This window comes from Marisediminitalea alba, assembly GCF_002993365.1.
GTDB classification, from domain to species: Bacteria; Pseudomonadota; Gammaproteobacteria; order Enterobacterales; family Alteromonadaceae; genus Alteromonas; species Alteromonas alba.
Map to the genome: position 1 here is coordinate 44027 of NZ_PVNP01000212.1, position 15889 is coordinate 59915.

The 15889-nt window shown below is 49.7% G+C and carries 15 protein-coding genes; 4 read left to right on the forward strand and 11 right to left on the reverse strand.

What is annotated here, in order from left to right:
* Nucleotides 1-282 precede the first annotated feature (282 nt).
* The 10 genes from putP to C6Y40_RS23250 all read right to left on the reverse strand — a co-directional run bounded on the left by putP (nt 283) and on the right by C6Y40_RS23250 (nt 11028).
* Nucleotides 283-1803: a sodium/proline symporter PutP gene (putP, locus tag C6Y40_RS23200; RefSeq protein WP_105936762.1), complete on the reverse strand. Its 1521-nt coding sequence runs from the start codon at nt 1801-1803 to the stop codon at nt 283-285.
* Nucleotides 1804-2471: 668 nt separating this feature from the next.
* Nucleotides 2472-3173, reverse strand: coding sequence for a DUF3379 family protein (locus C6Y40_RS23210; protein ID WP_170308570.1), 702 nt, complete (start codon nt 3171-3173; stop codon nt 2472-2474).
* The gene (locus C6Y40_RS23215) at nt 3166-3675 is read right to left on the reverse strand and encodes a sigma-70 family RNA polymerase sigma factor (RefSeq protein WP_105936765.1); all 510 of its coding nucleotides are present in this window, start codon (nt 3673-3675) and stop codon (nt 3166-3168) included. Before C6Y40_RS23215 ends, C6Y40_RS23210 begins: the two co-directional genes overlap by 8 nt.
* Nucleotides 3676-3815: 140 nt before the next feature.
* Nucleotides 3816-5483 carry a BatD family protein gene (locus tag C6Y40_RS23220; protein ID WP_105936766.1) on the reverse strand — a complete coding sequence of 556 codons (1668 nt, stop codon included), beginning with the start codon at nt 5481-5483 and terminating at the stop codon, nt 3816-3818.
* The gene (locus C6Y40_RS23225) at nt 5483-7402 is read right to left on the reverse strand and encodes a vWA domain-containing protein (RefSeq protein ID WP_105936767.1); all 1920 of its coding nucleotides are present in this window, start codon (nt 7400-7402) and stop codon (nt 5483-5485) included. Before C6Y40_RS23225 ends, C6Y40_RS23220 begins: the two co-directional genes overlap by 1 nt.
* Entirely contained in the window at nt 7399-8412 is a 1014-nt protein-coding gene (locus tag C6Y40_RS23230) for a vWA domain-containing protein (protein ID WP_105936768.1), read from the reverse strand. Before C6Y40_RS23230 ends, C6Y40_RS23225 begins: the two co-directional genes overlap by 4 nt.
* Entirely contained in the window at nt 8405-8911 is a 507-nt protein-coding gene (locus C6Y40_RS23235; protein WP_105936769.1) for a DUF4381 domain-containing protein, read from the reverse strand. Before C6Y40_RS23235 ends, C6Y40_RS23230 begins: the two co-directional genes overlap by 8 nt.
* A complete protein-coding gene (locus C6Y40_RS23240) occupies nt 8899-9864 on the reverse strand; it encodes a DUF58 domain-containing protein (RefSeq protein ID WP_170308572.1) in 966 nt (321 codons plus the stop codon). The genes C6Y40_RS23235 and C6Y40_RS23240 overlap by 13 nt, the downstream gene beginning before the upstream one ends.
* On the reverse strand, nt 9865-10821 hold the full coding sequence (locus tag C6Y40_RS23245) for an AAA family ATPase (protein WP_105936771.1): 957 nt from the start codon (nt 10819-10821) through the stop codon (nt 9865-9867).
* An 18-nt stretch (nt 10822-10839) separates the two neighbouring features.
* Entirely contained in the window at nt 10840-11028 is a 189-nt protein-coding gene (locus C6Y40_RS23250) for a hypothetical protein (protein ID WP_105936772.1), read from the reverse strand.
* A 136-nt stretch (nt 11029-11164) separates the two neighbouring features.
* Here C6Y40_RS23250 and fadI point away from each other — a divergent pair, with 136 nt between their 5' ends.
* From fadI to C6Y40_RS23265, 3 genes are all read left to right on the forward strand, one after another.
* Nucleotides 11165-12475, forward strand: coding sequence for an acetyl-CoA C-acyltransferase FadI (fadI, locus tag C6Y40_RS23255; protein ID WP_105936773.1), 1311 nt, complete (start codon nt 11165-11167; stop codon nt 12473-12475).
* Complete coding sequence (fadJ, locus tag C6Y40_RS23260; protein ID WP_105936774.1) at nt 12475-14604, forward strand: fatty acid oxidation complex subunit alpha FadJ; 2130 nt, start codon at nt 12475-12477, stop codon at nt 14602-14604. Before fadI ends, fadJ begins: the two co-directional genes overlap by 1 nt.
* 168 nt (nt 14605-14772) lie before the next feature.
* Entirely contained in the window at nt 14773-14970 is a 198-nt protein-coding gene (locus C6Y40_RS23265) for a hypothetical protein (protein WP_105936775.1), read from the forward strand.
* A gap of 50 nt (nt 14971-15020) precedes the next feature.
* On the opposite strand, the gene C6Y40_RS24865 is transcribed toward C6Y40_RS23265, so the two are convergent.
* Nucleotides 15021-15176, reverse strand: a complete 156-nt coding sequence (locus C6Y40_RS24865; RefSeq protein WP_170308571.1) for a hypothetical protein — start codon at nt 15174-15176, stop codon at nt 15021-15023.
* Nucleotides 15177-15564: 388 nt separating this feature from the next.
* On the opposite strand from C6Y40_RS24865, the gene tnpA reads away from it, so the two are divergent.
* On the forward strand, nt 15565-15849 hold the full coding sequence (gene tnpA / locus C6Y40_RS23270; protein ID WP_024016272.1) for an IS66 family insertion sequence element accessory protein TnpA: 285 nt from the start codon (nt 15565-15567) through the stop codon (nt 15847-15849).
* Nucleotides 15850-15889: the final 40 nt, after the last annotated feature.

Consider the following 15889-nt stretch of genomic DNA (forward strand, 5'->3'; position numbering starts at 1 on the left):
ATGCATAGAACCCTAACATATTTAGAAACAAAAGTGCTATGTTATTTTGCTATTTGAAATTACGTTTTTATTCCACTGTAATTCAGCCGTCATAAAAGCGGGTTGATTATCGTTTAATGGGAATAAGAAGGTGCATAGATGAACCAGCGATGAGCCGTTGATTTGTATGGACCTGCGAGGAAAGGGAAGGGTAAAACAAGAAGTCATCAGGCCAAGTTGCTTTAAAAATATACAGCAACACAGGGTGAGAACGAACCCCGCATTGCTGCTCCGATGTGTTAGTTAAATCACTTTTTGCTGGTGGTGTAACGCGTCTTCAAACTTTTCAAAGGTCTGTTTAACGCTTTCCCGTGGTTGGGTGAGTTTAGACACCACCACAATAGCAATACTCGATAAAATAAAGCCCGGCACAATTTCATACATCCAGGCACTGAGTGACTGTCCACCAATGGTAATTGGCAGGTAAATCCATAGCAGTACCGTTACTGCGCCGGTGATCATGCCGGCAAATGCCGCCGCCCGGGTCATATGACGGTCGAACAGGCTGAATATTACGAGTGGACCGAAGGCCGCGCCAAAACCTGCCCAGGCATTACTGACCAGCGACAATATTGTGCTGTCACGGTCATAAGCCAGCGCGATGGCTACTGCCGCTACCACAATGACGGATATCCGCCCGGCGATAACCAGTTCTTTCTCTGATGCATCCTTACGCAGGAATACCTGATAGAAGTCGCTGGTTAACGAGCTGGAGGTCACCAGTAACTGAGAGGAAATGGTACTCATAATTGCCGCCAGAATGGCAGCCAGTAAAAAGCCGCCGATTAACGGGTGGAACAGCAGTTGCGACAAGTAAATAAAAATGGTTTCCGGGTCGATGCTAACGCCATCCTGTTGACTCACATAAGCCATCCCGTACAAGCCGGTAAACAAAGCACCAATGATGGACATGATCATCCAGCTCATGCCGATACGGCGGGCAACCGGTACATCTTTTACCGAACGAATGGCCATAAAGCGCACAATGATATGGGGTTGACCAAAGTAGCCTAAGCCCCAGGCCAGCAGAGAAATAATCCCGATAGTCGAAAGCGCTGTGTTGGTAGAGGCGTCGGTAAACAGGGCGAACAAATTGGGGTTAATATCGGTGATAATGGCATTGGCATCCGATAAACCGCCGAGGTTCATGATCACCACAATAGGCACCAGAATCAGAGACAGAAACATAATGCAGCCTTGGACAAAGTCGGTCATGCTCACCGCCATAAAGCCACCAATTAAGGTGTAGGCAACCACCACGCCAGCGGTAACATAAAGGCCTAATTCGTAACTCAGGTTAAAAGATGACTCAAACAGCTTGCCGCCGGCCACCACACCAGAAGAGGTATAAAGGGTAAAAAAGATAACAATCACTACCGAAGCAATCACCCGCAGCATGCGCGAGTTATCGGCAAAGCGGTTTTCAAAGTAATCGGGCAGGGTGATAGCGTTATTGGCAATCTCGGTGTATACCCGCAAGCGCGGCGCTACCAGAATGTAATTGGCAAACGCACCGATGGTCAGGCCTACCGCTATCCACATGGCCGATATTCCCGCTACGTACATGGCACCGGGTAAGCCCATTAACATCCAGCCACTCATATCCGAGGCGCCGGCCGATAGCGCCGTTACGGCAGGGCCAAGTTTACGCCCGCCCAGCATATAGCCTTCTACACTGGTATCGGACTCTTTAAAGCTATACCAGCCTATACCCAGCATAACCAGAAAATACAGTCCCAAAGAAATCATTGTGCCAACTGCCATTAGCGTTCCCTTCTCATTATTGTTTGATTTAAGTGTGCTTTTTACGGGGATGCGTTGCTTAAGCCGGTTTGCCCCTAAAGCATCTCGTGTTGGTCCACTATAACAGGATGACAGCCAATAGGTAAGGCGAGGGCTTGAAAGCCCTTAAGTGAAGCTGAGGAATTTATGCAAGTTAATCGTTTATAACGATAAGCTCTATCAGATATGTAAGTTCAACAAGGTTGTGGTGGCATACTGAGTTGTAATCGATAGCGTCTGGCATAATAAATCAGGGGTGTAGACGTGTTCTGCTGAGCCATTTAAGAGTGAGATAAACGGCGGCTGTAGTCGCGCCCGCACTAAAATTTTTCGCAATTATCACTATCTGTCCCTCGGCACTGATTACTTGCTCCACGGTAATGATCAGAGCGACTCCTGATAGCAAACTTATAAAAACGAACAGTATTTCTTTGCTGAGTCTCATATCAAACTCCTGTATATCCGGGCCGCTACCTGGCCATATATTCATAGTGCACATGCACTTGGTATTCAGTGCACCTTTGTGTCTTAAACCTATTTTGGCCTTAATCGCATTTCAGTTTAACTGAACGTCAAAACAGTTTTGTGATTTACAGGAATGGGTGGACAAGCCGGGCAATTCCTGCCCGGCGTTTTACATTAGGGGGCGTTTAAGCCGAGAATTTTAAATATTGCTTAAGTTCTGTTTTAAATGCCGGGATATTGGCATCTTTATCACCTACAACCAGAATGTTGGTTTTATGTAGGGCATAACTGCTGCCCTGATACACTTCGTCAGCAAAGTCGTTGCTCATAGGCTTATCGTGATCTGGCACCAGGAAAACCGACATACGCCCTTCTGGGGTTTCGATAATCAGGTGCAAACTACGGATCGCATCAAGTATGCAGTAATTCGCCGAAGCGATATGACCAATGGATGTATCAAGCTCGGCACCAAACTGAGCCAGCTTTGCATTAACTAACTGTGGTGTTACTTCTGTATTCGCGTGAGGTTGTTCAGTCTCTGCATAGTACATATGCGCCAACGCGGCCTGATCCAGCTGTACGTGTTGTTGCTGCCAGGCAGTGAGGGCAATACCAAAGGTAAAGGCAACACTGGCTGCAAGGCCAATATACCAGCGGTTGCGGCGTTTTTGCTGATTAAACTCCCGCATCGTTTGCTTGAGGATCAATCGGTTAGCTAAGTCGTCAGGCACGGGCACGCTAGCTGCAGTTTTGAGCTTCTCATCAAGTTGCTTGATGTCCTGCCAAAATGCATCGTTGTCTGGATTTTGCGCAGCAGCTTCGAGTAAATCTTTCTCGTTATCCGCGGGGTTGGTATAGACCCGACGGCGAAATTCTAATTCATCCACTATGAAAACCTCTTTGTTGCGACGATGATGTCAGTGCATCCTTTAATTGCGCTCTCGCTCTGAACAGCCTTGTCATAACGGTATTTTTATTGAGTTCCAGTTGCTGGGCGATTTCATCGCCACTAAAGCCAAAGATGATTTGCAACATCAAAGGCTCGCGATAATCCGGTGCCAGCTTACCGATTGCCCGTCGGACCTGACGAACTTCTGCGTCACTGTCCTGATCCTCATTGCCAGCAACGGACACTTCGTCGAAGTCGACTAAATCGAATTGCTTGCGTTCAAAACGCCGGGCGTTTTCCCGTCTCAGAATGGTGATCAACCAGGATTTTGCGGCCTTTTCGTCCTGTAAACTATCCAATGCCCGCCAGGCGCGCAGGAAAGTCTCCTGCACAATATCTTCGGCAGTACTCTTGTCGTTTGTGAGCCAGTACGCATAGCGATAAATATCACCGTGAAGAGCACGTACCAAAGCTTCGTAGCGGAGCGTTTTTTCTTTCATGATTAACCAGACCTGACATTAAATAAATTAATTTCACAAAAGAATAAAATTTTTCAAAAAAAATAAAGGAGCTAAAACGCTCCTTTATTTATCCATTTATCCATTTATCCAAAGTCAGTTAACCAGCGACCAAATTAGCATTAACTGGCAGGGTAGAGGGGGGATAGTCCCTGCCCGGAAGCGCTTTGCCGGTTTGGCAGGCTCTTCAGCTTATTAAGCAGGGCAGATGGATCCCACTTTCCTGGCTGCGACGCGTAGCCTGCGGCCATCATCGCGTCAACCTCAGGCTTTATCTGTTGCTCTATTTGCCAGCGCTTAGCCGCAGAGAACTGACTAAGCCACTGGGTAAGGGCCGGTTGGATTTTCCGGATATCGCCCTGACGAACAATTTGCTGTAACTGATTGACTGACGCTGTGGGTTGGACCGCTTCTGCTTGCGAAGAGGGAAGGTTGCGCGGGCCTCGTTTTTTAAGCTGAACGTAGGTAAAAAGCCAGCCAATAAGTGTCAGCAGCCACAGCGCTAACATGATGGTGTGCAGATTATCCCATTCGTTTTGTGCGGTCTCAGCTGTTCCTGGCTGAGCTGGTGTTTGTTCTTCTTCTGCCGGTTGTGGCTGTTCTGTTTGCATTGGGGCCGGAGTTAGCGCTGGCGTTGATTGTCCGGCTGCGGCTATCACGTTTACCGTGCGACTGGGCAGCTTTGCGTATTCGGTTTTACCGGTAGACACGTTAAACCAGGGCACTCTCACTTCAGGAATAATATAGCTGCCTGCTTTGGTTGGGATCATGGCAACCGATTCGGTGCGCTGCACAATCAGGCGATTATCCTTTTCTGCCGATGCACTGTTGGCCTGGTCCGGATACAGTTTAAAATCCGGCGGATAGATTTGTTCTATCTCCGGCAGTTGCTCCTCTACCACGCCTACCGCGGTAAGCGTAAGAGTGCGGGTGACCGGCTCACCCACCGTAAAAGTATCGCTTTGCCATTCTTCATCCAGTTGTACAAAATCGCTGGGTAACCAATGATAATTCACTTCAGCGGGGATGGGTTTCACCTCTACCTGCACATCCGGCCCTACCCGGTTGATAGTTTGGGTACGGTTAAAAAAGCCAAAGCGCTGATTGGTGTTAGGGGCAATTACCTCGCCGGAGAACACTGGGCCACGAATGGTAAAGGTACCGGATTGCTGGGGTAATACGGCAAAGTTACGCTCCACTACCTGGTAGCGACGGCCATTCACCAGCTCAGTGTATTGCTTGTCATCACCGAGCTGTTGGATTTGCGCGTTTTCCAGTTCTGGTGCTTGCAGACTGCCGCGCTCAATTTGCGAAGACAGATATAGCTTTACTGTATAACGCAACTGCTGCTGTAAATACACCGAATCATTGTTTACTTCGGTACTCACGTAATAATCCCGTGCAGGGGCATTATCCCCTTGCTGAACCGGAATAACTCTTACCTCCACCGGCGCACTTTTTTGTCCTTCAATGGTAAAGGCAGGGATGGTAAATGTTCCGACCTTACGCGGAAACAAGGTGGTGCTCCAGGTAGTTGTACGCCGGGTATCGAAATTGATAATGGAGGTTTGCGAGCTTACCGAAGTGCGCCCCACAACAAAGTCACTGAGCAACACTGAGCTGTCGAAAGCTTCTCTTTCGGCATCGCCTTCGGCGGTAACGGTCAGGGTGATGGCTTCATCGAGCATCACCGGGTTTTTATCCACGGTCGCAGTGACGCTGGTTACTTCAGCGTGGGCAGAAAAAGTCAGTAACAGTAACCATATAAACCAATGGCGTTGTTTAAGCATTACCAATCACTCCGGTTTGAATCTGGTGGGCGGCGATACTGCCGCTTCTGGGCTTCCAGTTGCATTTTGCGTTTAAGTAAGAAAGCAGGATCATCAGGAACCCGGCGCAACAAATTGTTCAACCGCTGCTGGGTTTCCTTATCCCGCTCGCTTTGTTCCTGTTGACCTTGTTGGGCCTGAGCGTGTTGTTCCTCTTGCTCACCTTGCTGCTGTTGTTGTTCTTCGGACTGTGCATCCTGGTCGTCCTGTTGCTCGCCTTCCTGTTGCTCCTGCTCAGACTGTTGATCGGCATTTTGCTGATCTTGTTGCGAGTTTTGCTGTGAATCCTGCTGATTCTGACCATTTTGCTGTTCAGCGTTTTGTTGATCCTGCCCGGATTCACCCTCCTGCTGGTCAGACTGTTGCTGGTCTTGCTGCGACTGATCCTGTTGATTCTGGTCCTGTTGGTTTTGTTGATTCTGCTGTTGTTGGTCCTGCTGTTCCTTGAGCTTTTCGATCAACGCTTTGTTGTCTTTGGCATCAGGGAATGTCGGGCGTTTTTCCAGCGCTTTATTATAAGCGGCTATTGCGGCATCCAATTGACCAGCCCTGGCCAGTGCATTGCCCTGATTGTAATAACCGTCGGCAGTGTCAAACTGAGCATAGGTCTCGGCAGCTGCGGCATAATCACCTTCACGGTACTGGGCTGCGCCTTTCCAGGCTGGGTCCTCAAAATTACTGCTTGCGGCGTCAAACTGCGACGCGTTGTATGCCTCCAAACCTTGCTGATCGGCATTTAAGAAGGGCTTCTTCCACCATGGCAGGCCAGGCATGTCGTTTTGTGGTGCACCTTCGGGTGCTTCTGCCGGCTGGTTTTGTTGTTCCTGAGCGCTGGCTGGCGGCGTGGGTAGGGTCAGTGTGACTGAGACTAACAGAGCAAAGATCAAACCACGCTTAAACGCAAAGGCGGCAATGGGTAATAACAGTAGTAATAAATAAGGGCCGGCCTCGCGCCACTCATCACCCTGGTTGTTATTGTCATTATCCTCGGTTTCGCGATTTTCAAAGCGGCCCGTTGCTGAGAGCTGGCGAATATCGGCATCATTGGCAGTTAACTCGGCAAAGGTGCCACCACCTTGCCGGCTAAGCTGTTGTAGTGCGCCAGCATTCAGTTTGGGTACCACAATCGAGCCATTATTCCGTTTAAGCAATTCGCCGTTGAGCTGCTTGATAGGTGCACCTTCTGCGGTGCCGACACCCAGAATGTTCACCTTAAACGGGGTTTCAGAAAGAAAGTCGCTTAACTCTTTCATTTGTGAAATTTCCACGCCATCGGTGATCCAGTAGAGCATGCCATTCTGAAAGCCGGCATTGGTTAGCAGGGTTTCAGCCAGGCGTAACCCCTGTACCGGATCGCTGCCAGCAACCGGCATAATTTCCGGACTCAAACCCGGTAGCAGCGCGTTGAGGGTATTGGCATCCTCGGTAAGCGGGCTGATCACAAAGGCATCACCGGCATAAGCCACCAGGCCCATATCGCCCTCATCGATTAGGTTAACCAGATCGATAGCTTTGTATTTAGCGCGGGACAGGCGGTCGGGCGCTATGTCGGTAGCGCGCATGGAAAGCGACATATCCAGCACTAGCACATGACCGGTTTTAACCTGATATACCGGTTGCGGGATGCGCTCCCAGGTAGGCCCGGCCAGGGCAATAACGCCTAACAGCCAGGTAAGCGCCAGAAACGGCACAAACAGCGAAGTAACAGATTGTTGTTTTCCGGTAATTAAATGCTGGTAAAGGTGACTGGCAATCACGCCCTGCCAGCCAGTGGCTTTTGCGCGCCAGCGTTTAACAAACCACACTGCTATTAGCAGGGGAATGAGCGCATAGAACCATTCCGGACGTAAAAAATGAAAATCAGCAGGCAGTAACATCATTCGGCTGACATCCTCATTGCAAAGAGTCGGCGCCAGAGCAGACTAAACAGCAGGCCAATAACCGGCAATAGGCTTAAAATCAGTGCCAGCGCCAGCGGATAATAATACAGGGCGGTGAGTGGACGCATTTTGCGTTCATCACCGGCAATAGGTTGCAGTTGGTCGAGCATGGCGTAAATTTGTTCCAGCTCGGCGGCATCCCGGGCCCGGAAGTACTGACCACCGGTGGCTTTGGCGATATCGGTCAGCATGGTTTCATCCAGTTCCTGTGAAGGATTGACCTGGCGACTGCCAAAAAAGCTGTTCACCGTCATAACATCGGCACCCACACCAATGGTATACACCGTAACACCAGCATCCACAGCCAGTTCTTTGGCCTGTTCCGGCGAGATGTTACCCGCGGTATTTTGTCCGTCGGTGAGTAATATCAGCACCCGGTTTGAGTCGGTTTTAAGCTCAAAACGCTTTACCCCTAAACCGATGGCATCGCCGATGGCGGTTTGCTCGCCCACCAGGCCAATAACGGCCTCATCGAGTAAGGTGGCAACGGTTTCTCTATCGTAAGTCAGGGGGGCCTGCAGATAAGCGGTATCCGCAAACAGTATAAGGCCAAGGCGATCGCCGACGCGCCGCTGAATAAAATCATGCAGCACTGATTTAATCATGGTCAGGCGGTTTACCTGACGGCCATTAACCAGCATGTCTTCAATTTTCATACTGCCGGAAAGGTCCACCGCTAGCATCATCTCCCGGCCTTCGCTGGGAATACTCACCGGCTCACCCAGCCATTGAGGACGTGCAGCCGCCAATACCAGGCATACCCAGATAACGGCTGCCAATAAGTGTAGCCACACCGTTGAGCCTTTTGAGGACCGCGTTTCTGGTAAGTTGTTCAACAGCGTTGGCACGCGTAAGGCCACTTCTGCACTCTGGGTTCTGCGGCTGAGTAGCCGGATTATCCACGGCAAAGGTAAAATACAAAGTATCCACCACCAGGCAAACTCAAACATTGTGGTTTACCTCCGCCGTGCTCACAGATTCAGGCACATGCTTTAACCTGGCTTGTTGCAGCCAGAGGCTCACAGCCTGATGCATTTCAGATAGTTGTTCACTATCCGGTGCAGCCGGCTGATAAGGGCTCTGGCACAGGGCTTCAAGACCCGGCTTTGCTTTAGCCTGATGCTTGTCGGCCAGGCAGTTCAAAAGTAAATGTTGCCAGGCGCTACCGTAGGCTGCAGCGGAATATCCGGCATCAAAATAATGCAGGGTGACCCGCTTGAGCAATTGATTGGCTTTTGCAGGGTAGTGGGCATCTACACTCAAATTTTTGTGTAACGCGATGGCCTCACGGCGGGCCCGGTTAAATCTGATGTGGCGGACAATCCTATAAACCAGGCCACACAGTAGCACTACCACAAGCAGTGCAGCAACCCACCATCCCCAGGCGAGTGGCCACCAGTCTACGCCTTGCGGTGTATGAATATCTTTTAACTGAGCTAACGGGTCCACTGTGACAACCTCCGTAAGCGTTCAAACTGTTCAGTAAGCGGCAGGCCGGCATCAATGAAACTCAAAGAGGTTTTACATTGCTTGAGGTGCGACTCAACCGCCTGCCAGCGAGCCTGCTGACTGGATGAATAATGACGAGCCAGGTTGCTGTCGCCTAACAGCCAGGTTTGTTGCTGCGTGCCATTGGTAACATTCACCGGCTGTAAGCGATGCGTTACTGGTAGTTCCCGTTCCAGCGGATCGGTAATAGCCAGCGCACTCACTTCGCAATGACGGCTGATTTGCATTAAATGCTGCAAAGCACGCTCTTCTAATTGCAGAAAGTCACTGATCACATATACCAGGCTTCCCGGTTTTGCCAGACGACGCAGGCGGGCCAGGGCGCTTTCCATATTGGTATCAGGCTGAGCAGATTGCTGACTACGGGCATCATTCTGACAGCGCATGAGTTCATGGCAAATTGACAGCACAGCGCGTTTTCGGCTAAGCGGTTTACACTCGGCGTGCATATAATCGGAATAGACCAGCGCCCCCACTTTATCGCCGCGCTGAGCCGCGGCCCAGCTGATTAACGCCGTTAAATGTGCCGCCTGGACCGACTTTAGTAACAATTGAGTGCCAAACTGCATGGAAGAAGACATGTCGCACAAAATAAACACCGGGCGTTCGCGCTCCTCCCGATAAACCTTGGTATGGGTTTTACCGGTGCGCGCTGTTACCCGCCAATCAATAGCGCGGATGTCGTCGCCGGGCTGGTAATGCCTGGCTTCGTCGAACTCCATCCCCCGGCCTTTATGCTTGGTCAGGTAACTGCCCGCCAAACGCGCCTGTGGCGTGCGCCGCGGGGTTAAGTCCAGCAGATTGGCAAACTGTCGGTACTGCAGTAGTTCTTTGACACCCAAGTGAATGCCATCCGACTGCAATCGTGCTAAATAGGATTGCGCAGTCATGATTTAAGGTACGGCCACCAGATTTAAAATTTTATCGAGCACCTGATTGGTGTTTACGCCCTCGGCTTCTGCCTGATAAGACAAAATAATACGATGGCGCAGGGCATTGTGGAATACCGCCTGAATATCATCCGGCCCTACAAAATCACGTCCAGCCAACCAGGCGTGTGCCCGGGCACAGCGGTCAAGCGCAATGGTGGCACGGGGGCTGGCACCAAACTCAATCCATTCGGCCAGTTCCGGCGCATAGTTTTCCGGGCGCCGGGTAGCCATGATCAGCTGCACCAGATAAGTTTCCAGAGCCGGGGCCATATGCAATGCCAGGGCGGCTTTACGGGCCGCAAAAATATCGGCCTGGCTGAGACTAGGCGGTACCGCCTGCGGTGCACTCAGTTCCTCGTTGCGGGTAAGCTGCAAGATTTGCAGTTCAGTATCAGCATCCGGGTAATCAATTTCCAGGTGCATTAAAAAACGGTCTAACTGGGCTTCCGGCAACGGATAAGTGCCTTCCTGCTCCAACGGGTTTTGGGTAGCCATCACCAAAAACAGCTCTGGCAGCTTGTAGGTTTTGTTTCCCACGGTAATCTGATGTTCTGCCATGGCTTCAAGCAGTGCCGACTGCACTTTGGCTGGCGCCCGGTTAATCTCATCGGCTAACACCAGGTTATGGAACAGTGGCCCTTGCTGGAAAACAAATTCACCGGTCTCCGGGCGGTAGATATCCGTACCTGTGAGGTCGGCAGGCAGTAAGTCAGGAGTAAACTGCACGCGGTGAAAATCACCATCAATGCCTTTTGCCAGCGCATTGATAGCGCGGGTTTTTGCCAGCCCCGGAGGCCCCTCTACCAACAGGTGACCATCAGCAAGTAATGCAATTAACATGTTGAGCGTAAGTTGAGACTGACCAATTATCTGTGAGTCGAGGTATGCGTGTAACTGTCTAAACTGCTCAGCTGCCATAGGAGAATCTTACCTTCTTTATGTTATTGAAAATGCAAAATAATGGGTAAAAATTGCGCGATATCCGTTGGCCGGTACCGGCACTGAACCGATATGACTTTTCAGGGTCTTAAAGGTTCCCGCTAAAATGGGCAGAAAGCCATTTTTTGCGTGTTCAATTGTTGTTATATCAACAATCTGTAATAGGGTCGCTTTATTTTGTTTCAAGAGATGTCCGTCCTCAAGTGAATAAATGTTGCAAAATATTCCGCCGCACATTTGCTATTTGTTTAATAGTTTGTAAAAATCTGCCCACTAACTACAGGTCAGACCACTTGATGGTCGCAAATACAGGTTGAATTGCATGGCTAAACAACAATCAGTCACAACGCGCAACGGCGACAGGATCGCTATCGTTGCCGGCCTTAGAACGCCGTTCGCAAAAATGGCGACCTATTTTCACGGTGTGCCCGCGGTTGATTTGGGCAAAATGGTGGTAAACGAACTACTGGTTCGCAATGCGGTGGATCCTAAGCTGGTTGAACAACTGGTGTATGGCCAGGTTGTACAAATGCCTGAAGCGCCCAATATTGCCCGCGAAATTGTGCTGGGTACTGGTATGAACGTACACACCGATGCCTACAGCGTCTCCCGCGCCTGTGCTACCAGTTTTCAGTCTACTGTGAATATTGCCGAGTCGATGATGGCGGGCAATATCGAAGTGGGCGTTGCCGGTGGTGCCGATTCAACGTCTGTTTCGCCCATCGGGGTATCGAAAAAGCTGGCCAGAGCGCTGGTGGATTTGCAGAAAACTAAAACGCTGGGGCAAAAATGGGCAGTGCTTAAAAAGCTGGGTTTGAAAGACCTGCTGCCGGTACCTCCAGCAGTAGCAGAATACTCAACCGGCTTATCCATGGGGCAGACGGCAGAGCAAATGGCTAAAAGCCATGGCATCAGCCGCAAGGCTCAGGATGAACTGGCGCACCGTTCTCATAGCCTGGCGGCTGAAAGCTGGCAGGCGGGTAAGCTGGCCAACGAAGTAATGACTGCCTATGCCGAACCTTACAAAGGGGCGCTGGAGCAGGATAACAACATTCGTTTTGACTCTAAAATCGAAGGGTATGCAAAGCTGCGCCCGGTGTTCGATAAAAAGTACGGCTCAGTGACGGCTGCGAATGCCACGCCGCTTACCGATGGTGCTTCTGCCGTACTGATGATGACCGAAAGCAAAGCAAAAGCACTGGGCTATACGCCACTGGGTTACATTAAGAGTTATGCATTTGCCGCTATCGACGTGTGGGAAGACATGCTGATGGGGCCATCTTACGCAACGCCGATGGCGCTGGATAAAGCGGGTATGACGCTGAACGATTTAACCTTAATCGAAATGCACGAAGCCTTTGCTGCGCAAACGCTGGCCAATATTAAAATGTTCGCCAGTGATAAGTTTGCTCAGGAAAAACTGGGTCGTAGTAAAGCTACCGGCGAAATCGATATGGATAAGTTTAATGTCATGGGGAGCTCTATAGCTTACGGTCACCCGTTTGCGGCTACCGGCACCCGAATGATCACTCAAATGCTTAACGAACTGAACCGCCGGGGCGGTGGAACCGGCCTGTTAACTGCCTGTGCGGCAGGTGGATTAGGTGCAGCGATGATTGTGGAGACAGCATAATGACAGAACAAACTCAAAGCGCATTTACGCTGACCAAGCAGGATAACGGTATTGCCATATTAACCATGGACGTGCCGGGGGAGTCGATGAACACCCTGAAGGCTGCGTTTGGCGAAGAAATGACCGTCCTGCTGGATGAAATTGAAAATGACAGCAGTATTAAGGGCGTTGTGTTGGTAAGCGGTAAGGATAATTCATTCGTTGCCGGTGCCGATATCACCATGCTGGATGCTTGCTCTACGGCAGACGAAGCCATGGCACTGGCCAAAGGCGGGCAGGATATCTTTAACCGCATTGAAAATATGCGCCAGACGTTTGTAGCGGCCATTCACGGGCCTGCGCTGGGCGGCGGCCTGGAATTGGCCATGGCGTGCCATTACCGAATTTGTACCGAAAGCTCAGCGACTCAGCTGGGCCTGCCGGAAGTGCAGCTCGGGCTGTTGCCGGGCAGTGGTGGCACGCAACGTTTACCCAAACTGGCGGGCATTCAGCAAGCTATAAAAATGATGCTGACAGGTTCTTCTGTACGCGCCAAACAAGCTAAAAAATACGGCATCGTTGATGATGTGGTGCCTCGTTCTGTACTAGTAGATGTAGCCTCTCAATTTGCGGGCAAGTCGAAACCTTCTCGCAAGGCTGAACCTAAAGGGCTGGTCAATAAATTTCTTGAGGGCACCGCTCCGGGTCGCAATATCGTATTTAAAAAAGCGGGTGAGCAAACACAGGCCAAAACACGCGGTAATTACCCGGCGCCACAACAGATACTCGACGTGGTGGCTATTGGCATTAATAAGGGCATGCAGGCGGGTCTGGAAGCGGAAGCTAAAGCTTTTGGCCAGTTGGTGATGACGCCTGAGTCAAAACAGCTGCGGCAAATATTCTTTGCTACCACCGCGATGAAAAAAGAGTCGGGCGTTGCTGACGTAGCTCCGGAGAAAGTAAATAAAGTAGGTGTGCTTGGCGGCGGTTTAATGGGCGGCGGTATCGCATACGTCACTGCCACTAAAGCTGGCGTTCCGGTGCGGATTAAAGATATTCAGCCGGCCGGTATTGCCAATGCAATGAAGTACAGTTACGACTTACTCAATAAAAAGGTTAAGCGCCGCTTTATGCGTAAGTCTGAGATGCAAAAGCAGATGGCCTTGTTAACCGGTACGCTGGATTACTCAGGACTGCAGGACGCCGACATTATTGTTGAAGCAGTATTTGAGGATGTTGGCCTTAAACGTAAAATGGTGGCCGATGTAGAGCAGGGGTGTAAAGCTGAAACCATTTTTGCCTCGAACACCTCATCCATTCCTATTGCTGAAATTGCCGCCGAAGCTGAGCGCCCAGAAAATGTAATCGGTCTGCATTACTTTTCGCCGGTAGACAAAATGCCGCTGGCAGAAGTTATTGCTCACGAGAAAACCTCCGATCAGACAATTTCTACCACGGTGGAGTTTGCTAAAAAGCAAGGTAAAACGCCGGTAGTCGTAAAGGACGGGGCAGGGTTTTATGTAAACCGAATCCTTGCACCTTACATGAACGAAGCGGCAAGTCTGATTCTGGCCGGCGAGCCTATCGATCACATTGATAAAGCGCTGCTTAACTTTGGTTTCCCGGTAGGGCCGGTGAAGTTGTTGGACGAAGTCGGTATTGATGTAGGCACTAAAATTATTCCTATCCTTATGGATGCATTTGGTGAGCGTTTTACCGCGCCCTCAGCGTTCGATAAAGTGCTGGCAGACGACCGCAAAGGTAAGAAGAATAAAAAAGGCTTTTACGACTATAGGGGCAAAAAGCCAGGTAAAGCGGTAGATGAGAGTATCTACCCGCTGCTGGGTGTTTCACCCTCTAAAAGCCGCAGTGAATCAGAAATTTCAGAGCGTTGCGTACTAATGATGCTTAATGAAGCCGCACGTTGTCTGGATGAAGGGGTTATCCGTAGCGCCAGGGACGGTGATATCGGCGCTATCTTCGGAATTGGTTTTCCACCATTCCTTGGTGGACCTTTCCGCTATATGGACCAGTTAGGTGTAGCAAAAGTGGTAGAACGACTAAATTACTATGCTGATAAGGTTGACGCTAAGTTTAAACCAGCCGCCGTGCTGGAAACAATGGCAGCCGAAAATAGCACCTTTTATTAATTTCGCGTAACTAATATGTTAAAAAATCCGGCTTAGGCCGGATTTTTTCATTATAAGCCAAATAAATGATGGTTTTGTTACCAGAAAAGGGTAATATGCGACCGCTGAAAATGTTGAGTGTTTTTCCAGCAAGTCAAAAAAAACCTTATAGATTAAAAGGGCGTCAATATGTTGACAGTAATTTTAGTTTGTCTGGCCAGTAGCTGTTACTTTTTTGTCGAAGCGACAAAAGCCGGACTAGCGGCAAAGCAGTGGGCGTTAGTAGGGTTATTGATGGGCCCGCTGGTGTGGCCAATGTTTTCCATAAGCCGTCATGTGCGGATGAGAAAAGACTGCGGCTTTAATAACGCCTATATGCAGGCGTAGCAGGCATAAAAAAAGGAGCCTGAGCTCCTTTTTTAGAATTCTTAAGTATACTAGATGCGCTGACCACCGGTCTTAGGCTTGTAAGACTGGGTTTCAGTTGCGACTTCTTTTTTCTGTACAGGAGCTTTCTGAGCGCCTTCTTGCTTATCGGTTGCTACAGGTGCGGTTGTAGAAAGTACTAGGGCTACTGCGTATGCTTTCAACATCTTTCTTTCCTCGTTATATTCTTATATACAAAACAAACAAAACTGATTGACAATCCTCATTGTCATTCTTAGTAATGCGAACCCTATGCCAACTTTTAATATCCTTTAAAAACAAAGGTTTGCAGAATCCTTTTGGACGACGTCAATTTTCCGTTGCCGGTAATTATTGCCGTTCTATGCATTTATCTGCCGCTTATCAGAATACTTAAGGTAAAAGAGTCAAAAAATTGCCTTTATTCGACAAAAAGACGCCAATTAGCACACATTTAAATAAAAGTGCCAAAGGTATTTATATTTGTAACGTAAGCGATCAATTTAGACCGTCTTTTCCCGGCGGAGCTACCCCGTAAAATGGTCCCCGTAGATTTTACTCACGGAGACTTAATCGATGGCAACAAAAAGACGAACACGCGAGCAATGGCAGGAATTGATTGATAAGCAAGCAGCAGGCGAACTGACAGTCAGTGAATTTTGTGCACAGCATGCGTTAACAGTATCAAACTTCTATCTGTGGCGTAAAAAACTGAGCGATGATAGCCAATCGCTTGCGCAGCAAGATAACTGGCTTGCCTTTGATATGCCAGCAAGTGCGAACCAGAGCGCAGGCTCTGCCTGGGAGATTGAACTGGCATTACCCGGTGGTGTGGTGCTGCGGATGAACCGGGCTGCCTGATGTTACCCTTATCCAATGGGCGTATTTGGCTGTATACCGG